Raw genomic sequence first — 23,655 nt, 5'->3', positions numbered from 1 at the left:
TACGATCGGGAAATGGCTGGTCGAAGGCGGGCGTCGAAGCACGGTGTCGTGGTGCTGTGCCTGCTGCTCGTCTCCTTGGTGGGATGCGGCGGCGGGCCCGGCGCCGACACCGCCACGGCCGATGTCCAGCGGCTCCTGGACCGGCGGTCGGCCGCCGTCCTGGACCGGGACCGGGCGGCCTTCCAAAAGACGGGCGACCTGGGCTGGTTCGAGAACGCCCGCGGTGTGCCGTTCGCGGCCTGGGCCTACCGGCTGACCGCCCTGCACCGCGACGGTGCCACGGCCACCGCCGACGTCGAACTCAGCTACCGGATACAGGGATACGACAACGCGCCGGTCGACGTCGGCCGCTCCCTCACCCTGAGCCTGGACGCGAGCGGCCGGTGGTACGTGGACGCGGAGAAGCCCGCCGAGAAGGCCGCCGAGCAGCTCTGGGACCAGGGCGAGGTGGCCGTCGTACGCGGCGAGCACAGTCTCGTCCTGGGCGCCGAGCAGTCGACCGAGATCCTGCACTCCTACGCCGACCTGGCGGACCACGCCGTGCCGGCCGTCTCGGCTGCCTGGGGCACCGACTGGTCCCGGCATGTCGTCGTCCTCGTACCGAACTCCCTGGACGGCATGGCGGGACTGCTCGGCTCGCCCGCCTCCTCCTACCGCGGGATCGCGGCCGTCACCACGGGCGAGACCGGCGCCCCGGCGAGCGCGCCCGCGGACCGGATCATCGTCAACCCCGACGCGTACGGCGTCCTCGGCGATGTCGGCAAACAGGTCGTGCTCACCCACGAGACCACCCATGTCGCCACCCGCGCCCACACCAGCGCGGCCACACCCCTGTGGCTGTCCGAGGGGTACGCCGACTTCGTGGGCTACCTCGACTCCGGCCGCTCACCCGTGCAGGCCGCCCCCGAACTCTGGCGGGCGGTGACCGACGGGCGGGCGCCGGCGGAGCTGCCCGAGGACGCGGACTTCGGCTTCAGCGGCAACGCGACCGAGCTCGCGCAGGCCTACGAGAGCGGCTGGATGGCGTGCCGGATGGTCGCGGAGCAGTGGGGCGAGCCGAAGCTGCGGGAGTTCTACCAGGCCGTGGGTGCCCACAAGCAGCGGGCCGGGGCGGTCGAGGACGCGCTGGAGCGGGTGCTCGACACGAACCTGGAGGACTTCACGGCCCGGTGGCGGGACTATCTGCGGGCTCAGCTCGGCTGAGTCGCGCTATGGCCTCTTCGAGCCAGGTGCGTTCGGCTGCCCCGGTCGCCCGCGCGACCCGCAGCATGCCCTCCCGGAACAGGTCGCCGCTCTCCTCCGCGCGGACGGGCTTTCCACCGTCGTAGAAGAAGCTCGTCGGTGTGTCGAGGAACTCCAGGCGGCGGCGCAGGACTTCGGCCTGTTCCCGCGGGTCCGGCAGGTGTCGTAGGAACGTGAGCACCGTGTTGAAGCGGACCTGGTCGGTGATCTCGACCGGCTTGGGACGGCGCAGCCGCTCCAGCAGGTCCTCGCGGCCCTGATCGGTGAGGGAGAGCGTGCGGCGCGGGGCCGCGCTCGCGCCCGGCTCCTCGTGCTGGTCGAGCTTGCCGGCCTTGATCAGGCGGGTGATCGCCGGATAGAGGGCGCCGTCGCTGACCGGGCGGACATGGCCGCTGAGCGCCTTGATGCGCTCCTTCAACTCGTAGCCGTGCAGGGGCTCTTCGGCCAGGAAGCCCAGGATCGACAGCTCCAGCACCGTGATTCCTCCTTGCGGGTGTCGTCCTGCCATGCTACCTCTTATCGAGCTACCTCGTTTCGAGGTAGCTCGATAAGAGGGGGTCCCTGCGTGAACAGTCACCGGAAACAGCTCATCGCCCTCGCCCACCCCGTCTACTTCTCGCTCCTCGCCTCCGTCGCCGCCGGGATCATCAACACCGTCTGGGTCTCCCGGCTCGGCGGCCCGGCCGTGGCCGCCGTCGCGGTGGCGACGAACACCGAGAACGTGCTGCTGGGCGTCGCCCTGGTCTTCGGCTCCGGTACGACCGTGCTGGTCGCGCACGCCCGGGGCGCGCGGGATCCGGGGGCCGTGCGGGCGGCCGTGCGCGGGGGCTGGGCGGTGTTCGCGGTGATCACACCGCTGGTGGTGGCGGGCGGGTTCCTGCTGCGGGAGCCGCTCGCCCGCCTGGTCCTCGGCGGGGGCGAGGCGCTGCCGCTGGCGGTCGGGTACTTCGCGATATCGATGCCGGGCATCGCCGTGTTCTTCGCCCAGCAGCTGGTCGACGGCATCCTCAAGGGCACGGGGGACACGAGGACCCCGATGCGGCTGGCGCTGCTCGCCAACGGGCTGATCCTGGTCTGCGACCCGTTCCTCATCCACCTCTACGGCGTCCAGGGCGCCGCCGCCTCGACGGTGCTGTGCCGGGGCGTGGCCCTCGGCGTGGGGCTGCTGGCGGTGCGCCGGAACCCGTTGCTGCGCACCGCCACCGGACCCGGGACCGCCTTCTGGCGGACGCTGCGCACCGGGCTGCCCATGGCCGCCGACTTCACCGTGCGGCAGGGCGGAGCGCTGGTGCTGGTCGCGATCGTGGCGCGGCTGGGGGTGACGGCGGTGGCCGGGTACGCGATCGCGTACAAGGTCATGTACGTGGCCACGATGGGCTTCTACGCCGTACGGCAGGCCGCCTCCATCCACACCGCGCATCTGCTGGGCGCCGGGCGGGACTCACGGCGGGCGGTCGGGCGGCAGGCCGTGCTGGTCTCGGGAGGGTTCGCGCTGGGGGCCGCCCTTGTGCTGGCCCTGACCGCTCCCTGGATCATGGCCGCCTTCGGTGCCGGACCCGGCGTCGCCCACGACGGAGCGCTCTTCCTGCGCTGTGCCGGGCCCTACCTGCTGCTGATGGGCTGCTTCATCGCGCTCGGCGGGGTCTTCGAGGGCAGCGGAGGGGCGCCGGTGCTGCTGCGGGTGACGCTGCTCGGGACCGCGGTGCAGCTGCCGCTGGCGTACGGGCTGTCGGGGCTGGGGCTGCCCGGTGTGTGTCTGGCGCTCGCGCTGTCCATGGCGATGCAGTGCGCGGCGGCCGTCCTGCTCGCGGCCCTGCGTCAGGAGGTGACCGAGGTCTCTGTCGTCCGGGCGGCCTGAGTGGGCACCGGGGTCTCGGCCTCGGGCGGCACCGTCGAGCGCCACAGCTCCAGGGCCGCGAGGACGGTCGCCGCGACCAGCAGGCCGTTGCGGAGGAACAGCAGGGTCACGCCGAGGCCGTCGCTGGCGACGACATTGCCGAAGTAGATCGGGAACTCCAGGACCGTCACGAAGGACGCCACCAGCACGATCAGGGCGGGCACCCCCATCCGGCTCGCCCGGAAGCACAGGCAGACGGCCGCGAGACCGATCAGCCACACCATGTACTGCGGGCTGATCACCCGGCTGGTCGTGGTGAACAGCAGCACCGCCACGAAGGCCGCGTCGGCCGCGGTGTGCGCCTCGAACCGGGTCGCCCTCAGCCGCCACAGCAGCAGCCAGCCGAAGGCGAGGCCGGTCAGGGCGAGGGCGGCCGTGCTGACGACGTTGACCCAGGGGCCGAGGAACTCCACCGAGCCGTAGTTGAGCAGCACCTGGCCGTCCCAGCCGTACTGCCGGGCCACATGGAAGACGAGCGAGCCCAGCGACTCCACCTCGGTGCCCCGGTCGGCCTGGAAGGTCAGGAAGGCGAACGCGCCGGGCATGGTGACGGAGAACAGGGCGGCGAGGCCGGCCGCGGTGACCGCCGTCGCCATCCAGGTGCTCCGCCTGCGGACGGCGACCAGCAGCAGCGCCGGCCACACCTTGAGCATCGCCCCGAAGCCCACGAGAACGCCCATCACCCGGGGGTGCCGGGCGCCCGCGAGCAGCGCGGCCACCGCGACCGCGGTGACCATCACGTCGTAGCGGGCGTAGACGGTCGGCCCGAGCAGCGGTACGCCCACCACCCACACCCAGGCGCCGCGCAGCGAGCGGCCGGGGCGCAGGCCCGCGTACAGCAGCAGGGAGAAGGCGACCAGGTCGCCGAGGAAGGCGAGGACGAAGAACGCCGTCGCGTACGGCAGGAAGGGCAGCAGGGCGGGGGAGAGGATCGCGAGGGCGGCGGCCGGCGGGTACTGCCAGGTGACGTCGTCCAGCGGGAACGTTCCGGTGCGCAGGACCTCGTACCAGCCCTGGTAGATCACGGAGACATCGCTGGTGACGTCCGGGCCGGGGAAGACGAACACCTTGAGCACGAACAGGAGCAGCAGCAGCCGGGTCAGGCCCCAGACCACCAGCAGTCCGGCCGGAGACCGCCTCGCACCCGCAATGTCCACCGGAGCCCCTGTTCGCCCGTCGCCGTTCCCGAGGTTGCCACTCTTGAGATGGCCATGATGTCCCGGCCACCTGTGTGCTTGCCATAAACGCGGCCGTGCCGAGCTGTGGGCGGGCCTTCGACCAGGGTAGGCGGACGTTTGGATAGGGTCGGCGGCGATGCACAAGACCCTGATCGTGACGAACGACTTCCCGCCCAGGCCGGGCGGTATCCAGGCCTTCCTGCACAACATGGCGCTGCGGCTCGACCCGGAGCGGCTCGTCGTGTACGCGTCCACCTGGAAGCGCGGCCGCGAGGGCGCCGAGGCTACGGCCGCCTTCGACGCCGAGCAGCCCTTCACCGTCGTACGCGACCGTACGACGATGCTCCTGCCGACGCCCGCGGCCACGCGTACGGCCGTCGGACTGCTGCGGGAGCACGGCTGTACGTCGGTGTGGTTCGGGGCGGCCGCGCCGCTCGGGCTGATGGCGCCCGCGCTCAGGAAGGCCGGGGCCGAGCGGCTGGTGGCCACGACCCACGGGCACGAGGCGGGGTGGGCCCAGCTGCCCGCCGCGCGGCAGCTGCTGCGCCGGATCGGGGAGGGCACGGACACGATCACCTACCTCGGCGAGTACACGCGCTCGCGGATCGCCGGTGCGCTGACGCCCCGGGCGGCCTCGCGGATGGTGCAGCTGCCGCCGGGGGTGGACGAGAAGACCTTCCATCCGGGGTCGGGGGGCGATGCCGTGCGGGCCCGGCTGGGGCTGACGGACCGGCCGGTGGTCGTGTGTGTCTCGCGGCTCGTGCCGCGCAAGGGGCAGGACACGCTGATCCTGGCCATGCCGCGGATCCTGGCGGCCCAGCCGGACGCCGTGCTGCTGATCGTCGGCGGCGGGCCGTACGAGAAGGAGCTGCGCAAGCTCGCCGCGGAGACCCGGGTCGCCGACTCCGTCCGCTTCACCGGTGCCGTGCCCTGGTCCGAGCTGCCCGCGCACTTCGGTGCCGGGGACGTCTTCGCCATGCCCTGCCGGACCCGGCGGGGCGGGCTGGACGTCGAGGGGCTCGGGATCGTGTACCTGGAGGCGTCGGCGACGGGGCTGCCGGTGGTGGCGGGGGACTCGGGCGGTGCCCCGGACGCCGTGCTGGACGGTGAGACCGGCTGGGTGGTGCGGGGCGGCTCGGTGGAGGAGGCGGCCGAGCGCATCGTCGTCCTCCTCGGGGACGCGGAACTGCGGAGCCGGATGGGGGAGCGGGGGCGGGAGTGGGTCGAGGAGAGGTGGCGCTGGGATCTGTTGGCGGAAAAGTTGAAGACGTTGCTATAGCCAGAAGCGGATAATCCGCCGATGCTGCGCGCATGACAGCAAAACTGATGCAGCGTCAGCTGACGAGACGTCACATACTGGGCATGGCCGCCCTCCAGACGGCCGCCGCCGCAGGTCTCACCCGCATCGGTCTCCAGTCGGCACAGGCCGTCGAACCGGCCGCCGTCGACAACGCCCCCGCCATCGTGGTCGGTTCGGGCTACGGCGCCGCCGTGGCCGCCCTCCGCCTCGGTCAGGCGGGCATCCGCACGATCATGATCGAGATGGGCCGGCTCTGGAACACCCCCGGCTCCGACGGCAAGGTCTTCTGCTCCACGGCCAACCCGGACCAGCGCTCCATGTGGTTCCGCACCCGCACCGAGGCGCCGCTGGCCACCTTCCTGTGGCTGGACGTCGTCAACAAGGACATCAGCCCCTACCCGGGTGTCCTGGACCGGGTGCGCTTCGCCAACATGTCCGTGTTCGTGGGGCGGGGCGTCGGCGGCGGCTCCCTGGTGAACGGCTGCATGGCGGTGACCCCGCTGAAGTCGTACTTCGCCGAGCAGTTCCCCACCGTCGACGCCGACGAGATGTACGGCACCTACTTCCCGCGCGCCAACTCCATGCTCGGCGTCAACACCGTCGACCCCGCCTGGTTCGAGTCGACGGAGTGGTACCGGTTCTCGCGCATTTCCCGCAAGCACGCCCAGAACACCGGTCTGAGGACCACCTTCGTGCCCAGCACCTACGACTTCGCCTACATGCGGAAGGAGGCCGCCGGCACGGCGACCAAGTCGGCTCTCGCGCAGGAGGTCATCTACGGCAACAACCACGGCAAGAAGAGCCTCGACAAGACGTATCTCGCCGCCGCGCTCGGCACCGGCAACGTCACCATCAACACCATGGAGCGGGTCAGGGCCGTCAGCCGGGCGAGCGACGGGACGTACGTGCTGACCGCCGACCGCGTCAACGACGCCGGCACGGTCGTCGAGACCAAGCAGTACGGCTGCACCTACCTGTTCCTCGGCGGCGGCAGCCTCGGCACCACCGAACTCCTGGTGCGGGCCCGGGAGACGGGCACCCTGCCCGCCCTGGACGCGAGCGTCGGCGCCGGGTGGGGACCCAACGGCAACACGATGCTCGGCCGGGCCAACCACCTGTGGGACACGGTCGGGGCGAACCAGTCGACCATGCCGGTCATGGGCATCGACGACTGGGCGAACACCGCCAACCCCGTCTTCGCGGAGATCGCTCCTTTACCCACGGGCCTGGAGCACTGGGTCAGCCTCTATCTGGCGATCACCAAGAACCCGCAGCGCGCGACGTTCACGTACAACAGCGCCACGGGCGGCGTGAACCTCGGCTGGACCGCCGCGCAGAGCGCCGTGTCCTCGGGCATGGCCAAGAAGCTGTTCGACCGGATCAACTCGGCGAACTCCACCATCTACCGGTACGACCTGTTCGGCTCGTCCAACAAGGTCTTCGCCGACGACTTCACCTACCACCCGCTGGGCGGCTGCGTGTTGGGGAAGGCGACCGACAACTACGGGAGGGTGAAGGGGTATTCGAAGCTGTACGTCACCGACGGCTCGCTCGTGCCCGGATCGATCGGGGTGAACCCGTTCGTGACGATCACGGCGCTCGCCGAACGGACGATGGCGCGGGTCCTCGTGGAGGACACCGCGCCATGACGCTCTCTCAGCGGGCCTGCTACTTCTGGTAGATCGCCTCGACCTCGTCCGCGTAGTCCTTCGCCACCACGTTGCGCTTGAGCTTCAGGGACGGCGTCAGGTGGCCCGAGTCCTCCGTGAACTGGGAGGAGAGAATGCGGAACTTCCGCACCGATTCCGCCTTCGACACCGCGGCGTTGCCGTCGTCGATCGCGGCCTGGATCGCAGCGTTCAGGTCCGGGTCGTCGACCAGCGACGCCGCGGTGACACCCGCCGGCTTGCCGTGCTCGGCCGCCCAGCGGCCCAGGAACTCCTCGTCGATGGTGACCAGCGCGCCCACGAACGGCCGCCCGTCGCCCACCACCATGCACTCCGCGACCAGCGCGTGGGCGCGGATACGGTCCTCGATCACGGCCGGGGCGACGTTCTTGCCGCCCGCGGTGACGATGATCTCCTTCTTGCGGCCGGTGATCCGGAGGTAGCCGTCCTCGTCGAGGGTGCCGATGTCACCGGTGTGGAACCAGCCGTCGGCCAGCGCCTCCTCGGTCGCGCCCGGGTTGTTCCAGTAGCCCGTGAACAGGTGCTCGCCGTGCAGCAGCACCTCGCCGTCGTCCGCGATCCGGACCACCGAGCCGGGCAGCGGCTGCCCGACCGTGCCGATCTTCTGGCGGTCCCAGGGGTTGAAGGCAGTGGCCGCGCAGGACTCGGTCAGGCCGTAGCCCTCCAGGACCGTGAAGCCGATGCCGCGGAAGAAGTGACCGAGGCGCTCGCCGAGCGGGGCGCCGCCGGAGATGGCGTACTCGCCCTTGCCGCCGAGGACCGCGCGCAGCTTGCTGTAGACCAGCTTGTCGAAGGTCTTGTGTTTGATCTTCAGACCGAGGGACGGGCCCGACGGGGTGTCCAGCGCCTTGCTGTAGGCGATCGCGGTGTCGGCGGCCTTGTCGAAGATCTTGCCCTTGCCGTCCGCCTGCGCCTTGGCGCGCGCCGAGTTGTAGACCTTCTCGAAGACGCGCGGGACGCCCAGGATCAGGGTCGGCCGGAAGGCGGCCAGCTCGTTGGTGAGGTCCTTGATGTCCGGGACGGTGCCCAGCTTGATCGGCGCCATCATCGGGGCGATCTGCACGAGCCGGCCGAAGACATGCGCGAGCGGGAGGAAGAGCAGGACGGAGCATTCGCCGGTGCGGAACAGCGGGCGCAGCCGCTCCACGATGTTCCCGCACTCCGCGAAGAAGCTGCGGTGGGTCAGCACACAGCCCTTGGGGCGGCCGGTGGTGCCGGACGTGTAGACGATGGTCGCCGGGTCGTCGGCCTTGGCGAGCGAGCTGCGCTCCTCGACGGTGGCGTCGCTGATGTCCTTGCCGAGCCGGCCCAGCTCCTCCACGCCCCCGGCGTCGATCTGCCAGACGTGCTTGAGGGCGGGCAGCCCGTCGCGCACCGACTCGACGGCGGCCACGTGGTTGTCCAGCTCGACGACGATGGCGGTGGCGCCCGAGTCGGAGAGGATCCACTGGACCTGCTCCGGCGAGCTGGTCTCGTACACCGGCACGGTGATCGCGCCCGCGCACCAGATCGCGAAGTCGAGCAGCGTCCACTCGTAGCGGGTGCGCGACATCAGACCGACACGGTCGCCGGGCCGGACACCGGAGGCGATGAGCCCCTTGGCGGCGGCGTGCACCTCGGCCAGGAAGGTCGTGGCGGTCACGTCCTGCCAGACACCGCCCACCTTGCGGGCGATCACGGCGACGTCGGGATGCTGCGCGGCGTTTCTACGGACGATGTCCGTGAGATTGCCGTCCGCAGGGACCTCGTACAAAGCCGGAAGGCTGAACTCGCGCAAGACTGCTGCTCCTCATAGGGCGCCGGCGCCACGACGTTGTGCGATGCGACGGTGCGGTCCAAGGCTCGGGCAGGTGCTCGGGATCCTGAGTGGTTGCGCCACTTGTTGAAATCCTGAGCACGACTGGACTGCCCGGACGTTACCCGCCGGTATGGCGTCTCCGACAGGGGGGCCCGGCGAGATGTTCGCTGCGTCACACAGATTGGTGCTTCTTTCCGCGCACAGTAGTCGACCCATTTGATGACTAGCCAGTAACCGCAGGTCCCATCGCCACTGTTCACGTATGCCGCACACGCCTACTCTTGATCGCCATGGCACCCACACCGGCCGGTAACCGGAGGACACGCGTACATGTGGTCAGCGACGTGCACGGCAACGCCCGTGACCTGGCCAGAGCCGGCGAGGGCGCGGACGCCCTGATCTGTCTGGGGGACCTGGTCCTCTTCCTCGACTACGCCGACCACTCGCGCGGCATCTTCCCCGACCTGTTCGGAGTGGAGAACGCCGACCGCATCGTCGAACTGCGCACCGCCCGCCGCTTCGAGGAGGCCCGCGAGTTCGGCGCCCGGCTGTGGGCCGGCATCGGCACCGACCGCGCGTCCGCGATCGAGAAGGCGGTACGCAAGCAGTACGCCGAGATGTTCGCGGCCTTCCCGACACCGACGTACGCCACCTACGGCAATGTCGACATGCCACCGCTGTGGCCCGAGTACGCCGGACCCGGCACCACCGTGCTGGACGGCGAGCGGGTGGAGATCGGCGGGCGGGTGTTCGGATTCGTGGGCGGCGGGCTCAGGACGCCGATGCGCACGCCGTACGAGATCAGCGACGAGGAGTACGCGGCGAAGATCGAGGCGGTCGGCGAGGTCGACGTGCTGTGCACCCACATCCCGCCGGAGGTGCCGGAGCTGGTCTACGACACCGTCGCGCGCCGCTTCGAGCGCGGGAGCCGGGCCCTGCTGGACGCGATCCGGCGCACCCGGCCCCGGTACGCCCTGTTCGGGCACGTCCATCAGCCGCTGGTGCGGCGGATGCGGATCGGGGCGACCGAGTGCGTCAACGTGGGGCACTTCGCGGGGAGCGGCAGACCCTGGGCCCTGGAATGGTGACCGGTCGGTGAAGTCGGGCGCTCACGTGCGCGGTAGCCTTCACGCTGCACACACGTGCGCAGCAGGACATGCCCTACCGGCCCGCATCTGGAGGAGCCACAGCGATGGCGGAACACACCAGCTCGAGCATCACGATCGAGGCGGCACCGGCCGATGTCATGGGGGTGATCGCCGACTTCGCCCGCTACCCGGACTGGACCGGCGAGGTGAAGGAGGCGGAGGTCCTCGCGACCGACGCCCAGGGGCGCGCCGAGCAGGTGCGGCTCGTCATGGACGCGGGCGCGATCAAGGACGACCAGGTCCTCGGGTACACCTGGACCGGTGACAACGAGGTCTCCTGGACCCTCGTCAAGTCCCAGATGCTGCGGTCGCTCGACGGGTCGTACATCCTCAAGGCGACGGGCACGGGGTCGACCGAGGTCACCTATCTGCTGACCGTCGACGTCAAGATCCCGATGCTGGGGATGATCAAGCGCAAGGCCGAGAAGGTCATCATCGACCGGGCGCTGGCCGGTCTGAAGAAGCGGGTGGAGTCGGGGGCGAAGTAGGGGGACTACCGTTCAGCCCCATGCGCACCCTTCTGATCACCGGGCCAGGTGGCAGCGGTCGTACGACCGTTGCGGCCGCCACCGCTCTCGCCGCCGCCCGTGAAGGCGTCCGCACGCTCGTGCTGAGCGCCGACCGCACCGACACCCTCGGTTCCGTACTCGGCGTCACCACGGGATCGGCGCCCGTGGAGGTCCGAGAGGGGCTCACCGCCTGGCGGCCCGACGCCACCGCCGGGTTCCGGGACGACCTCGGGGCCTTCCAGGAGCGGGCCGCCAACGTCCTCGATCTGCTCGGCGCCTCGCGGCTGGACGCCGAGGAGGTCACGCCGCTGCCCGGTGCCGAAGAGCTCACGCTGCTGCGCGCCCTGCGCGACGCGGTGCTCTCCGAGCGGCACGAGCTGCTCGTCGTGGACCTTCCGCCCACGCCGCAGGCGCTCGCGCTGCTCGCCCTGCCCGAGGAACTCCGCCGCTATCTGCGCCGCCTCCTGCCGCCCGAGCGGCAGGCGGCCCGTGCCCTGCGGCCCATGCTCGGACGGCTGGCCGGGGTGCCGATGCCCTCGGAGTGGCTGTACGAGACCGCCGCGCGGTGGGACCTGGAGCTGGCCGCGGTCGAGGCGGTCGTCGCGGACCGCAACACCGTCGTACGGCTGGTCGCCGAGCCCGGTCCGGCCGGCGCCGACGCGGTGCGCTCCGCCGGCCTCGCCCTCGCCCTGCGCGGTCTGCGCCCCGACGTCCTGGTGGCCAACCGGGTCCTGCCCGAGCAGGCGCAGGACACCTGGCTCGCCGCTCTCGCCGCCCAGCAGCGCAAGGCACGGGAGGAGTGGCAGGAGACGTACGACGTACGACCGGTCCGCCACCTCGGTCACGACCCGCGCGGCACCGACGACCTCGACGCGCTCACGGTCCCCGGTGTCGACGACGCCACGTCCGCCGTCGAGTGGCCCGTCGCCGACCGGCTCGCCGACGACGGTGTGCTCGTCTGGCACATCCCCCTTCCGGGTGCGATACGCGACGAGCTCGACCTCATCCGGCGCGGCGACGAACTCGTGGTCACCGCCGGGCAGTTCCGCCGTGTCGTGGCCCTTCCCTCCGCCCTGCGGCGCTGCACCGTCGCCGGTGCCGCCCTGCGCGACGGGGAGCTGTGCATCCGGTTCGCGCCGGACCCCGGTCTCTGGCCGGGGACACGGTGAACGTGGTAGGCCCATTCGGGTAACGTCGTAGGGACGAACCGCAGTCAGGAGTCCGTCATGAGCGAAGAGCTCCCCCCGTCAGACGCCGCCGGTCGTGAGGCTGTCGACGAGGTGCGGGCGACCGACGCCGACGCCTGGGCGACGGCGTGCGCCGAGGACCTCGCGGCGGAGAAGGCCCGCCGCCGCGCCGAGTACGGCCAGCCCCCGGGCTCGGCCGCCGAGGAACTGCGCAAGCTCGTCGACGCCGTCACCGACAAGCTGTCCTCGATCCAGTCACCCCTCTTCGGGGCGGTCGCCGGACCCGCCGCCCAGCAGGTGGTGCACCAGGTCGTCCAGCAGGCCAAGGCCGCCGTCGAGCCCGTCATCGAGCGCAACCCGGACGTCTTCGACCACCTGGCGGCAGCGGGCAACGAACTGCTCGCCGCCTACCGCTCCGCCGTCCAGGCCCAGGAGCAGCGCTGGACCCAGCGGACCACCGATCAGAAGGGCCCGGAAAAGCCCGGCCAGGACCGGGGCGACGACTCCGGGCCCGGTGAGCGCATCGACCTGGACTAGAGCGCACCTCGGGCGGACGACGGGAGTCTGGCGGCAGGCCCTCGGGTACGGTGGGCCGTAGCGGGGCTCGACCGAAACTGAGGGATTCATGGGACTCACCATCGGCGTCGACATCGGCGGCACGAAGATCGCGGCCGGCGTGGTCGATGAGGAAGGCAACATCCTCTCGACCCACAAGGTGCCGACCCCGGGCACGCCCGAGGGCATCGTGGACGCCATCGCCTCCGCGGTGGACGGCGCGCGCGCCGGGCACGAGATCGTGGGTGTGGGTATCGGTGCGGCCGGTTACGTCAACCGGCAGCGCTCGGAGGTCTACTTCGCCCCCAACATCGACTGGCGCAACGAGCCGTTGAAGGAGAAGGTCGAGGCCCGCGTGGGCCTCCCCGTCGTCGTCGAGAACGACGCCAACGCGGCCGCGTGGGGCGAGTACAAGTTCGGCGCCGGCAAGGGCCACCGCAACGTCATCTGCATCACGCTCGGCACCGGCCTCGGTGGCGGCATCATCATCGGAAACAAGCTGCGCCGCGGTCACTTCGGGGTCGCCGCCGAGTTCGGCCACATCCGGATGGTCCCGGACGGCCTGCTGTGCGGCTGCGGCTCGCAGGGCTGCTGGGAGCAGTACGCGTCGGGGCGCGCCCTGGTGCGGTACGCCAAGCAGCGCGCCAACGCCACCCCGGAGAACGCCGAGCTCCTCCTCGGCCTCGGTGACGGCAGCCCCGACGGCATCGAGGGCAAGCACATCTCCATGGCCGCCCGTCAGGGTGACCCGGTCGCCGTGGACTCCTACCGTGAGCTCGCCCGCTGGGCCGGCGCCGGCCTCGCCGACCTCGCCTCTCTCTTCGACCCCTCCGCCTTCATCGTCGGCGGCGGCCTCTCCGACGAGGGCGAACTGGTCCTGGACCCGATCCGCAAGTCCTACAAGCGCTGGCTGGTCGGCGGCAACTGGCGCCCGGTGGCCGATGTGATCGCGGCCCAGCTGGGCAACAAGGCGGGCCTGGTAGGCGCGGCGGACCTGGCGAGGGAACCCGACCCGATCATGTGATCGGGGGGGCGGGTGACCCACCTGGGGGCGCGGGGAACTGCGCGACGAGCCACGACGATCCGGCAGTCGCCCATTTACCTCGCGCCCCGAGTCATCGGGCGTAAATTGCTCCGCATGGCGTCCGACGAAACAGCCCTCGTCCGAGTCCTGAGCTACAACATCCGCTCGATGCGAGACGACACAGACGCGCTGGCCAGGATCATCCGCGCCTGCGCCCCGGACCTCGTGCTCGTCCAAGAAGCCCCCCGCTTCTTCCGCTGGCGCAAGAAACTCGCCCGGCTGGCGCGCGCGGCGGACCTCGTCATCCTCACCGGCGGCGCCACCGCCGCCGGACCGGCGATCCTGTGCAACCTCCGCACCACGGTCGAGCGCACGGAGGACGTCCTGCTCCCGCTCACGCCAGGACAGCACCGGCGCGGTTTCGCCACCGCCGTCGTCCGCATCGGCGGCGCCCGCCTCGGCGTCCTCAGCTGCCACCTCTCCCTGCGGAAGGACGAGCGCTACGAGCAGGGCGGCATGCTCCTCGACCGCCTGGCAGGACTGGGTGTGGAGCACGCGATCGCGGGCGGCGACCTCAACGAACGCCCCGGCGGCCGCACGTTCACCCGTCTCTCCGACACCCTCCAGGACTGCTGGGCCACGGCCCCCGACGGCGCCGAACACACCTGGACCCGCACCGAACCCCACCGGCGCATCGACGCGATCTTCGCCACGAAGGGCATCGAGGTGCTCGGCTGCGGGGTCCCGCTCGACCTCCCCGGCATCACCGAGCCAGATCTGAGGGCGGCCACGGATCACTTGCCCGTGCTGGCGGCATTGCGCGTACCGGCAGCCTGAGCCCGGTCAGCCGGACGGAGTCCGGCGCAGCTGTCCGAAGCCTGCGAGGCCCCTCGGGGCCGAGCAGTGCGAGGGCAGCATCGAGAGGTTCTGCCCATCTTCCGGTCCTGGCCGCCCTCAGAGTCCCCGCGAACTAGACGACCGCTCCCCGTCCGGGGTCGTCGTCCTCGTCCTCGTCCGTCCGCATCCGCATCACCAGCGTCGCGAAGCCGCCCAGGAAACCGCCTATGCCGATGGTGGCGAGCCACCAGGTCATGTCCCAGCGGAGCAGTATGGCCAGCAGAAGCAGCAGCGGTCCGCCCAGGACGGCCAGCCACGCGAACTTCGCGGTGGTGTCCGCGGCGGGCAGCGGCGGCGGCTCCGGCGGGACGAAGTGGCCCTCGTCGTCCTCGTCGAAGTCCTCCTCCGCCGGCTCGGGCGCCGTGTAGTCACGCGGGCCGACCCCGGGCGCGAAGGCGACGGAGCTGCCCAGCGGCTTGGCCGAGGCGGGCTTCTCGTCCTCCTTCGGCTCCTCCGAGTTGGTCTCCGGCTCCAGCAGCGCCAGGTCCTCCACCGACTTGAACGGCTTGGCGCCCGGCGGATCCTTCGGCTCCTCGCCGTACCCGGCGACGATCGCCTCCCAGGCGGCCGCCTCGTCGAAGGGCACGCCCTGCTCGTCCGGCTCGCGGTCCTCGCGGTCGGAGTCGTGCTCAGCCACGTGCGGCCGTCCCTTCCTTGCCGATACCGGTCGCGAGCCGGCCGATGAACGCGAAGCTCTCCTCGAAGATCCGCTCCGCGTCATGGTCCAACGTCGCCACGTGGTAGCTCTGTTCCAGCACGATCTCCGATACGTCCCTGGAGGACACCCGGCTCAGCACGCGCGCGGAGTCGGCCGACGGCACCACATGGTCCACGGCACTGCGCAGGACCAGCAGCGGCTGGGTGACCTGCGGGAGCTCACCGTCGACCAGCCGGAAGAACTGCCGCAGGGAGTGCGCGGAGTGCAGCGGCACCCGGGTGTACCCCAGCTCGTGCGCACCCTCCTTCGCGATGTCGTCGGCGATCCCCGGCGTCGACCGCAGCAGATGGCGCACCACCGGAAGGGCGTAAGGGGCGAGGCCGTGCATACGGTTCGCCGGGTTGACGACCACCACGCCGCTGACCGCGTCGCCGTGCTTGGCGGCCAGCCGCAGGGCGAGGGCGCCGCCCATGGACAGACCCGCCACGAACACCTGGGCGCAGCGCTCGCGCAGGGCCCGCAGCTCGCGGTCCACCTCGGCGTACCAGTCCGGCCAGCCGGTGAGTGCCATGTCCTCCCAGCGGGTGCCGTGCCCCGGAAGGAGAGGCAGCGACACGGTCAGACCGCGCTCGGCGAGGTACTCCGCCCAGGGGCGGAGCGACTGCGGGGAACCGGTGAAGCCGTGGCAGAGGAGGACGCCTGTCTCCCCGCCCTCGTGGCGGAACGGCTCGGCTCCAGGGAGGACCGGCACCTTCGGTCTCCTGTTCATGAGAAGGATGTGAACGAGTCCAGGTGTGGTTCACCGTACGCGACCGCACTGACACCGACCAGGGCCGTCGGGCCCTTTGGCAGCGCTCCGGGTTAAGGTCTGACCGACAGACACAGGAGGCACGGGGTTGTTGTACGGAACGATGAAGGTCGCCATCGGCGGGCCGCTGAAGGTCGCCTTCAGGCCCTGGGTGGAAGGCCTCGAGAACATCCCCGCAGAGGGCCCCGCGATCCTGGCGAGCAACCACCTGTCCTTCTCGGACTCCTTCTTCCTGCCCGCGGTCCTCGACCGCAAGGTCACCTTCATCGCCAAGGCGGAGTACTTCACCACGCCAGGGCTGAAGGGCCGGCTCACGGCCGCGTTCTTCAAGGGCGCGGGGCAGCTCCCCGTGGACCGCTCCGGGGCGCGCGGCGCGGGCGAGGCGGCGATCAAGGCCGGCATAGAGGTGCTGGAGCGCGGTGAGCTGTTCGGGATCTACCCGGAGGGCACGCGCTCGCCCGACGGACGCCTGTACCGGGGCAAGCCGGGCGGCCTCGCGCGCGTGGCGCTCGCCACCGGCGCGCCCGTCATTCCGGTCGCCATGATCGACACCGAGAAGATCCAGCCGCCCGGGCAGGTGATGCCCAAGCTGATGCGGCCGGGCATCCGCATCGGCGAGCCGCTGGACTTCTCCCGGTACCAGGGCATGGAGCACGACCGTTTCGTGCTGCGCGCCGTGACCGACGAGGTCATGTACGAAATCATGAAGCTCTCCGGCCAGGAGTACGTCGACATGTACGCGACCGCCGCCAAGCGGCAGATCGCGGACGCGGCGAAGGCCGAGAAGGAAGCGGAGAAGGCGGCCAAGGCCGCCCTCGCGAAGGCCGAGAAGGAACGCTCCGAGTCCTAGACGGGGCTTCGGGGGCAGGGGTGGGGACATGGCCAGGCGTGAGCGTGTGATGAGGATGTCGGTGGAGCTGCCGCTGTGGCGTGCGCTCACCGGCTACCGGGTGCTGACCATGCTGTACGCGGTCGGGCTGTTCGCCACCAACTACGAGAACTACGACCGTCCGGGCATCGCCTACGGCTACTTCGCCGTCCTGGTCGTCTGGACGCTCGCCACCCTGCCCCGGGTCCAGAACGAGGCCGCCTGCACCAAGCGCTTCCTGGCCGTCGACCTGGCCGTCGCGATCACCGGCATCCTCCTGACCCCGCTGGCCGTCAACGACCACCACATCGACACCGGGGGTCCCACCCTGCCGTCGATATGGACCGCCGGCTCGGTCCTCGCGTACGCCATCAAGGGCGGCTGGCGCTGGGCCGCGTTCGCCTCCACACCGGTCGCCGCCGCCAACCTGATCGAGCGCGGCCACCCGGCCCGGGACACCGTCCACAACGTCATCCTCGTCTGGGTCGCCTCCATCGCCATCGGCTACGTCGTCGAGGTCGCCCGCGCCTCCGAGCGCACCCTCGCGCGTGCCCTGGAGATCGAGGCCGCGACCAGGGAGCGGGAGCGGCTCGCGCGGGACATCCACGACAGTGTGCTCCAGGTGCTGGCCATGGTGCAGCGGCGTGGTGCCGTCATCGGCGGCGAGGCGGCCGAGCTGGGCCGGATGGCCGGTGAGCAGGAGGTGGCGCTGCGCACCCTGGTCTCCGGAGGGCTCAGGCCCGTCTCGTGGGCGTCCGAGGACGCGGCCCAGGGGGCGGTCGTACGAGCCGTCGACGAGCCGGATCCCGACGGTCCCGTCGATCTGCGCGCGCTGCTCGCCCCGTTCGCCGCGGCCAAGGTCAGCTTCGCCGAGCCAGGCGCCCCGGTGGAGCTGCCCCCGCCCGCCGCGAAGGAGCTGGCCGCCGCGGTGGGGGCCGCCCTGGACAACGTACGCAGGCATGCGGGGGAGGACGCGCGGGCGTGGATCCTCGTCGAGGACGAGCCCGACGAGGTCGTGGTGACCGTGCGGGACGACGGGCCCGGCATCCCCGAGGGGCGGCTCGCGCAGGCCGAGGGGGAGGGGCGGATGGGGGTCGCCCTGTCGATCCGGGGGCGGCTGCGCGAACTCGGCGGCAGCGCCGAACTGATCTCGGTGCCCGGACAGGGCACGGAGGTCGAGCTGAAGGTACCGAAGGTCTCACGGGGGAAGGCAGGGCAGCGATGAGTGACCAGGGCCCGATCAAGGTGATGGTGGTCGACGACCACCCGATGTGGCGCGACGCGGTCGCCCGTGACCTGGACGCGTCCGGGTTCGACGTGGTGGCCACCGCGGGCGACGGCGACCAGGCCGTACGCCGCGCCAAGGCCGCCGGTCCCGATGTGCTCGTCCTCGACCTGAACCTGCCGCTCAAGCCCGGCGTCCAGGTCTGCAAGGAACTCGTCGGGCACAACCCGGCGCTGCGGGTCCTGGTGCTGTCGGCGAGCGGTGAGCACGCGGACGTCCTGGAGGCCGTGAAGTCGGGCGCGACCGGCTATCTGCTGAAGTCGGCGTCCACCGAGGAACTCCTGGACGCGGTACGCCGTACCGCCGTCGGCGACCCCGTCTTCACGCCCGGCCTCGCCGGACTCGTCCTCGGCGAGTACCGCCGGCTGGCCTCCGAGCCCGCCCCCGCCCCGGACACCGACCAGCCCAAGGCGCCGCAGCTCACCGACCGCGAGACCGAGGTGCTGCGGCTGGTCGCCAAGGGCCTGAGCTACAAGCAGATCGCCGAGCGGCTGGTCATCTCGCACCGCACGGTCCAGAACCACGTCCAGAACACCCTGGGCAAGCTGCAGCTTCACAACCGGGTCGAACTCGTCCGCTACGCCATAGAACGCGGGCTCGACGACGAGTAGCAGCGCGGGCTTGACGCCGCGTAAACCAAAGACCCTTCGATTCACCGGAATTGCCCTTCCCGCCCATCGCTGTGTGACCTGGATCACCATTAGCGTGACCCTCACAGGCAACCGCGGCGAAGGGACATTTCCATGCGGGTCGGAGTACTGACCGGAGGCGGCGACTGCCCCGGGCTCAACGCCGTCATCCGGGGCGTCGTCCGCAAGGGCGTGCAGGAGTACGGCTATGACTTCGTCGGCTTCCGGGACGGCTGGCGAGGACCACTGGAGAACGACACCGTCCGCCTCGACATCCCCGCCGTGCGCGGCATCCTGCCCCGCGGCGGCACCATTCTCGGCTCCTCGCGGACCAACCCGCTGAAGCTGGAGGGCGGGATCCGCCGTATCAAGGAGAACCTCGCCAAGCAGGAGGTCGAGGCGCTCATCGCCATCGGCGGCGAGGACACCCTGGGGGTGGCCGCGCGGCTCACCGACGAGTACGGCGTCCCCGTCGTCGGCGTACCGAAGACCATCGACAACGACCTGTCGGCCACCGACTACACCTTCGGCTTCGACACCGCGGTCGGCATCGCCACGGAGGCCATCGACCGGCTGCACACCACCGCCGAGTCCCACATGCGCGTCCTGGTCTGCGAGGTCATGGGCCGCCACGCCGGCTGGATCGCCCTCCACTCCGGGCTCGCCGGCGGCGCCAACGTCATCCTCATCCCCGAGCAGCGCTTCGACCTTGAACAGGTGTGCGCCTGGATCACCTCCCGCTTCAAGGCCTCGTACGCCCCGATCGTGGTCGTCGCCGAGGGCGCCATGCCGAGGGACGGCGACGTGGTCCTCAAGGACGAGTCGCTCGACTCGTTCGGACACGTCCGGCTGTCCGGCATCGGCGAATGGCTCGCCAAGGAGATCGAGAAGCGCACGGGCAAGGAGGCCCGGACGACCGTCCTCGGGCACATCCAGCGCGGCGGCACCCCCAGTGCCTTCGACCGCTGGCTCGCCACCCGTTTCGGCCTGCACGCCATCGAGGCCGTACGGGACGGCGACTTCGGCAAGATGGTCGCGCTGCGGGGCACGGACATCGTGCGGGTGCCGATCGCGGAGGCGACGGCGAAGCTGAAGACGGTGGACCCGAAGCTGTACGAGGAGGTCGGGGTGTTCTTCGGCTGAGGCCAACTGCCGTGCCGGGGACATGACGTGTGGCAACGTCCGGGCGCCGCCGCGGTTACCGTGGCGGCGTTCGGTGTATGTGGCAGGGGACATGTCGCCGGGAGGGTGAATGGTCGGGTGGTTCAGCGGGCGGGAGCTGCGGGGGCTGCTGGAGCGGCACGAGGAGCAACTCGCCGCGGTCTGGCCCGCCGTACGGGACGGCAAGCCGCCGCCGACGCCCTCGCCACGGCAGGCGGCCGGCCTGGTCGAGCTGTTCCGGGCCGCCGGGCGCTCCGTCGACGCCCGGGGCGGGCGGGGCACCCACCCGCCCGAGAACGCGGCCGTCCTGCTGGCCCTCGCCCTGCTGCACCGCACACAGCCCGCGGCCACCCCCGCCGGGCTGCGACCCCTGGTCGACCCGACCGCGTACCTCGACGCCGAGACGGTGAACGCCGCGGCGAACATGACCGCCGGGTTCTTCGACCACGCCCGGGACGAGGGGACGCCCGCACATCTGCGCCGCTGGTGTCTGGACGGCGCCCTGCTCTGCGGCACCCGCGCGCTGAGCGGCTCCGCGCCCGCCGACCCCCGCCGCGCCACGATGCACGCACTCCTCTCGCACATCGCGGAAGCGCGCTTCAAGGACACGGGCGACTCCGCCGACGAGGAAACCGCGATTGGGCACGTCCGCACGGCCTACGAGCTCCGCCCGCCCGGGACACCGGGCGCTGACGCGGCCACCCGGCTCGCCCGGCTGCTCGGGATCCGCTGCTCCCGACTGCGGGACGCCTCGCCCATGGCGGACACGCCCGCCCTCGTCAGGACCGCCCTCGCCGCGACGGATCCCGCGAGCGTCGAGTGGCTGGGGTACGCCATGACGGCCGCGGGCGCCTACGTCACCGCCACCGCCCACGAACCCAAGAGCGTCCAACTGCTCGACGACGCCCTGGAGTTGCAGCGCGCGATCCGCGGACACCCGCACTACGGCCGGATCAGGGACAGCGCGGAGCCGATCGCCGCGGGTCTGCTCGCCCAGCGCTTCGCCCGGCGGCGCGACATGGACGTCCTCGCGGAGGCGATCGAGGCCTACGAGGAGCTGTACGCCGCCCAGCCGCCGAAGTTCGCCGCCGACCTCGGCCGGCACCTTCAGTACCGCTACCAGCTGCGCGGCGACATCGCCGACCGGCGGCGCGCGCTGGACCTCATGGGCGAGGGCCTGTCGGGGCCGGACACCTCGCACGAGGCGGTGGGCTCGTACGGCGCCGCCGCCATGCACGAGTACCGCGAGACCGGCGACCCCGCGGCGGTCGTCCGCGCGCTGGCCGTCGTGACACCGCTGACCGGTCCGGGCGGCGCCCACGCCGGCGACTCCCCGGCCCTGCGCGCGCTCTGCAATCTGCGCCTCGCCCGCTCGGAGAGCGAGGCCGTGCCCGACCACGGTCCCGCCGAGGAGGCCGCCCGTCGCGCCCTCGCCCATGCCCGCTCCGCCGTCGAGCGGGCCCTGGCGCTGTCCGTGCTCGCCACGGTGCTCGTGCACCGCTACCGGTTCGGCCATGACCTCGCGGTGCTCGACGAGGCGGTGGCCAGCTGCCGCGAGGGCTTCGCCGGACTGCCCGAGGACGAGGACGCGGAGGTGCTCGACTCGCTGCGCGGCAGCCTGATCATGGCCCTCGCCGAACGGCACACCCGCACCGGGCACCTCGCCTCGCTGCGGGAGGCGGTCGCCGTGGGGGAGGAACTGGCCGCCCACATACCGAAGTTCGAGGCCGAGACCCCGGTGATCCTCGGCAACGTGACCACCCTGCTCGTCGAGTACGCCCGCCGGACCGGGGACAGCGCCGAACTCGACCGGGCGCAACGACTGGTCGAGCGCGCCCTGGCCACCACCGCACCCGGCCACCACATGCGGCACCACCTGGTCAGCGCGCTCGGCAGCGTCCTCCTCGCCCGCTTCCGACTGCCCGGAGCCGGCATCGAGGAGGCCGAGACCGCCGTACGCCACTACGAGACGGCCCTTGAGGACCCGCCCGCCGACCCACTGCGCCGCGCCGGTCTCTACGGCAACCTGTCCCACGCCCTGCGCGAGCGGTACCGGGCGGGCGGTGACCGGGAGGACCTCGACATCGCGCTCGCGGCCGCCCGCAAGTGCGTGCGCCTGGTGCCGGGCGGGCATCCGCTGCGCGGCGGCGGTCTGGGTGCCGTGTCCTGGGCCCTGATGGACATCGCCGACGCGGACGGGGGCTACGACGCGATCCGTGACCAGGCGCTCGCCGTCAACGCCGAGCTGGCCGCCGACGCGGCACAGCCCCCGTCGTACCGCGTCGCGGCCTCGGTGCGGCTTGCGGGCGTGGCCCATGCCGTCGGCGACGAGAAGCGGGCGCTGGCGGCGCTGCGGGCGGCGATCGAGAAACTGCCGCTGGTGGTGTGGCGCGGTGTCGACCGATCCGACCAGGAACAGGCGCTCAGCGACGAGGAGTTGGGGTCGCTCGCCGCGAAGGTCGCGGTGGCCGCCGGGAAACCGCGGGACGCGCTGGAGCTGCTGGAGGCGGGGCGCGGCATCCTCGCCGCGCAGGCCCTCGAACTGCGCACGGACGCGGAGGACTTGGCGGTCGCGGCGCCCGAACTGGCCGCCCGCTTCGCGGAGATGCGCCAGGAACTGGAGAGCGCGGCCGACGACCTCTCCGCGTCCGGCGCCGACCGCCGGCACCGGCTGGCCCGCGAATGGCAGGAGACCCTCGACGCGATCCGTGCCCGCGACGGCTTCCGGGACTTCCTGCGGCCGCCCGGGGCGGGGCGGTTGCTGTCGGCGGGTGCCCACGGCCCGGTCGTGGTCGTCAGCGTCGCCAAGGAGGGCACCGGCCACGCCCTGCTGCTCGACGGCACCGGCGTACGGGTCTGTCCGCTGCCCGGCCTCACCCATGCCGAGGCCCGGGAGCGCGGTGAACTGCTCTTCCAGGCGGTCGCCGCGGCGGGGCGCTCGGGGCTGGCCCGGGCCTTCGCCGAGCAGTCCGTCGGTGACCTCCTGGAGTGGCTGTGGAGCACGGTCGCCGAGCCGGTCCTCGACGCCCTCGACATCACCGGCCCGCCCCCGCCCGGCCAGGAGCCGCCCCGCCTGTGGTGGTGCCCGTCCGGACCGCTGACCTTCCTGCCGCTGCACGCCGCCGGCGCGGTGCCCGACCGGGTCGTCTCCTCGTACACCCCGAGCCTCGCGGCCCTGCTGCGAGCCCGGGGCCGTGCCGTGCCCGGGGAGCGGGAGCCGCTCGTCGTCGCCGTACCGCAGACACCGGGCCGGGCCCCGCTGCCGGGCGCCCTGCGCGAGGCCGAGCTCGCGCACCGCAGCGTCGGCGGCACGCTGCTGTCCGGGGCCGCCGCGCACGCCGACACGGTACGGGCCGCGCTCGCCGGGCACTCCTGGGTGCACTTCGCCTGCCACGGCGTCCAGGATCCCGAACGGCCCTCCGAGGGACGGCTGTTGCTGCCCGGCGGCACGCTGTCCGTGCGGGACGTGACCCGACTGCACCTGCCCGCCGCCGAGTTCGCGTATCTCTCGGCGTGCGAGACGGCGGTGGGCGGAACCCGGCTGCCCGATGAGGCGCTGCACCTGGCCGGGTCCCTCCAACTCGCCGGGTTCTCCCAGGTGATCGGCACGTTGTGGCGGGCCGACGACGACACGTCGGCCGAGATCGCGGAGGGTGTCTACGGCGAGCTGGCGGCGGCGGGTCCGGGGGCGCCGCCCGCGGCACGCGCGCTGCATCACGCCGTGCGGCGGCTTCGAGTGCGGTGGCCGGAGCGGCCGTTGAGCTGGGCGGCGCATGTGCATTCGGGGGCGTGAGGGGGTGTGAGGGGGTGTGGGGTCGGGTGT

General features: G+C 71.8%; 20 protein-coding genes. 15 read left to right on the top strand and 5 right to left on the bottom strand.

All coding sequences use genetic code 11. From position 1 onward, the window contains the following. Positions 1 to 12 precede the first annotated feature (12 nt). A complete protein-coding gene (locus ACFY0U_RS17770; protein WP_388636213.1) occupies positions 13 to 1,203 on the top strand; it encodes a hypothetical protein in 1,191 nt (396 codons plus the stop codon). Here ACFY0U_RS17770 and ACFY0U_RS17765 read toward each other — a convergent pair. After that, on the bottom strand, positions 1,160 to 1,717 hold the full coding sequence (locus tag ACFY0U_RS17765; RefSeq protein WP_388636279.1) for a PadR family transcriptional regulator: 558 nt from the start codon (positions 1,715 to 1,717) through the stop codon (positions 1,160 to 1,162). The two genes, ACFY0U_RS17770 and ACFY0U_RS17765, sit on opposite strands and share 44 nt — an antisense overlap. Positions 1,718 to 1,807: 90 nt before the next feature. Here ACFY0U_RS17765 and ACFY0U_RS17760 point away from each other — a divergent pair, with 90 nt between their 5' ends. After that, complete coding sequence (locus ACFY0U_RS17760; RefSeq protein WP_388636211.1) at positions 1,808 to 3,100, top strand: MATE family efflux transporter; 1,293 nt, start codon at positions 1,808 to 1,810, stop codon at positions 3,098 to 3,100. On the opposite strand, the gene ACFY0U_RS17755 is transcribed toward ACFY0U_RS17760, so the two are convergent. After that, positions 3,061 to 4,296, bottom strand: a complete 1,236-nt coding sequence (locus tag ACFY0U_RS17755; RefSeq protein WP_388636209.1) for a glycosyltransferase 87 family protein — start codon at positions 4,294 to 4,296, stop codon at positions 3,061 to 3,063. The two genes, ACFY0U_RS17760 and ACFY0U_RS17755, sit on opposite strands and share 40 nt — an antisense overlap. A gap of 157 nt (positions 4,297 to 4,453) precedes the next feature. Between ACFY0U_RS17755 and ACFY0U_RS17750 the strand changes: the two genes are divergently transcribed. Together ACFY0U_RS17750 and ACFY0U_RS17745 are read left to right on the top strand one after the other, a co-directional pair. Next, a complete protein-coding gene (locus ACFY0U_RS17750; RefSeq protein WP_388636207.1) occupies positions 4,454 to 5,596 on the top strand; it encodes a glycosyltransferase family 4 protein in 1,143 nt (380 codons plus the stop codon). 83 nt (positions 5,597 to 5,679) lie between these two features. Then, positions 5,680 to 7,266 (top strand): GMC oxidoreductase, encoded by a 1,587-nt coding sequence (locus ACFY0U_RS17745; protein ID WP_388636277.1) that lies wholly within the window; start codon positions 5,680 to 5,682, stop codon positions 7,264 to 7,266. Positions 7,267 to 7,285: 19 nt separating this feature from the next. Here ACFY0U_RS17745 and ACFY0U_RS17740 read toward each other — a convergent pair whose 3' ends face one another. Continuing rightward, complete coding sequence (locus ACFY0U_RS17740) at positions 7,286 to 9,082, bottom strand: AMP-dependent synthetase/ligase (RefSeq protein WP_388636205.1); 1,797 nt, start codon at positions 9,080 to 9,082, stop codon at positions 7,286 to 7,288. 311 nt (positions 9,083 to 9,393) lie between these two features. On the opposite strand from ACFY0U_RS17740, the gene ACFY0U_RS17735 reads away from it, so the two are divergent. The 6 genes from ACFY0U_RS17735 to ACFY0U_RS17710 all read left to right on the top strand — a co-directional run bounded on the left by ACFY0U_RS17735 (position 9,394) and on the right by ACFY0U_RS17710 (position 14,363). Continuing rightward, complete coding sequence (locus tag ACFY0U_RS17735; protein WP_388636203.1) at positions 9,394 to 10,191, top strand: metallophosphoesterase; 798 nt, start codon at positions 9,394 to 9,396, stop codon at positions 10,189 to 10,191. 104 nt (positions 10,192 to 10,295) lie between these two features. Further along, positions 10,296 to 10,739, top strand: a complete 444-nt coding sequence (locus ACFY0U_RS17730; protein ID WP_388636201.1) for an SRPBCC family protein — start codon at positions 10,296 to 10,298, stop codon at positions 10,737 to 10,739. Between the two features lie 20 nt (positions 10,740 to 10,759). After that, complete coding sequence (locus ACFY0U_RS17725; RefSeq protein ID WP_388636199.1) at positions 10,760 to 11,929, top strand: ArsA family ATPase; 1,170 nt, start codon at positions 10,760 to 10,762, stop codon at positions 11,927 to 11,929. A 57-nt stretch (positions 11,930 to 11,986) separates the two neighbouring features. Then, positions 11,987 to 12,484 carry a DUF5304 domain-containing protein gene (locus ACFY0U_RS17720; RefSeq protein ID WP_388636197.1) on the top strand — a complete coding sequence of 166 codons (498 nt, stop codon included), beginning with the start codon at positions 11,987 to 11,989 and terminating at the stop codon, positions 12,482 to 12,484. Positions 12,485 to 12,572: 88 nt separating this feature from the next. Continuing rightward, complete coding sequence (locus ACFY0U_RS17715; RefSeq protein ID WP_266828183.1) at positions 12,573 to 13,526, top strand: ROK family glucokinase; 954 nt, start codon at positions 12,573 to 12,575, stop codon at positions 13,524 to 13,526. Positions 13,527 to 13,640: 114 nt separating this feature from the next. Then, positions 13,641 to 14,363: an endonuclease/exonuclease/phosphatase family protein gene (locus ACFY0U_RS17710; protein ID WP_388636194.1), complete on the top strand. Its 723-nt coding sequence runs from the start codon at positions 13,641 to 13,643 to the stop codon at positions 14,361 to 14,363. Between the two features lie 133 nt (positions 14,364 to 14,496). Here the strand turns inward: ACFY0U_RS17710 and ACFY0U_RS17705 are convergent, their stop codons facing one another. Continuing rightward, positions 14,497 to 15,060 (bottom strand): hypothetical protein, encoded by a 564-nt coding sequence (locus ACFY0U_RS17705; protein WP_388636192.1) that lies wholly within the window; start codon positions 15,058 to 15,060, stop codon positions 14,497 to 14,499. Next, positions 15,053 to 15,832, bottom strand: coding sequence for an alpha/beta hydrolase (locus ACFY0U_RS17700; protein WP_388636275.1), 780 nt, complete (start codon positions 15,830 to 15,832; stop codon positions 15,053 to 15,055). The genes ACFY0U_RS17705 and ACFY0U_RS17700 overlap by 8 nt, the downstream gene beginning before the upstream one ends. A 160-nt stretch (positions 15,833 to 15,992) precedes the next feature. On the opposite strand from ACFY0U_RS17700, the gene ACFY0U_RS17695 reads away from it, so the two are divergent. The 5 genes from ACFY0U_RS17695 (at position 15,993) to ACFY0U_RS17675 (ending at position 23,625) form a co-directional block, all read left to right on the top strand. Then, entirely contained in the window at positions 15,993 to 16,739 is a 747-nt protein-coding gene (locus tag ACFY0U_RS17695; protein ID WP_388636273.1) for a lysophospholipid acyltransferase family protein, read from the top strand. Between the two features lie 28 nt (positions 16,740 to 16,767). Beyond that, positions 16,768 to 17,982, top strand: coding sequence for a MacS family sensor histidine kinase (macS, locus tag ACFY0U_RS17690; protein WP_388636190.1), 1,215 nt, complete (start codon positions 16,768 to 16,770; stop codon positions 17,980 to 17,982). Continuing rightward, positions 17,979 to 18,653: a response regulator transcription factor gene (locus ACFY0U_RS17685; RefSeq protein WP_046261248.1), complete on the top strand. Its 675-nt coding sequence runs from the start codon at positions 17,979 to 17,981 to the stop codon at positions 18,651 to 18,653. The genes macS and ACFY0U_RS17685 overlap by 4 nt, the downstream gene beginning before the upstream one ends. Before the next feature lie 132 nt (positions 18,654 to 18,785). After that, entirely contained in the window at positions 18,786 to 19,814 is a 1,029-nt protein-coding gene (locus ACFY0U_RS17680) for a 6-phosphofructokinase (protein ID WP_388636188.1), read from the top strand. A gap of 109 nt (positions 19,815 to 19,923) precedes the next feature. Continuing rightward, entirely contained in the window at positions 19,924 to 23,625 is a 3,702-nt protein-coding gene (locus tag ACFY0U_RS17675; RefSeq protein WP_388636186.1) for a CHAT domain-containing protein, read from the top strand. Positions 23,626 to 23,655 lie beyond the last annotated feature (30 nt).

This window comes from Streptomyces sp. NPDC001536 (assembly GCF_042894505.1).
In the GTDB taxonomy this organism is placed as follows: Bacteria; Actinomycetota; Actinomycetes; order Streptomycetales; family Streptomycetaceae; genus Streptomyces.
Note: the sequence above shows the minus strand (reverse complement) of the source record. Positions and strands in the feature narration are given on the sequence as shown.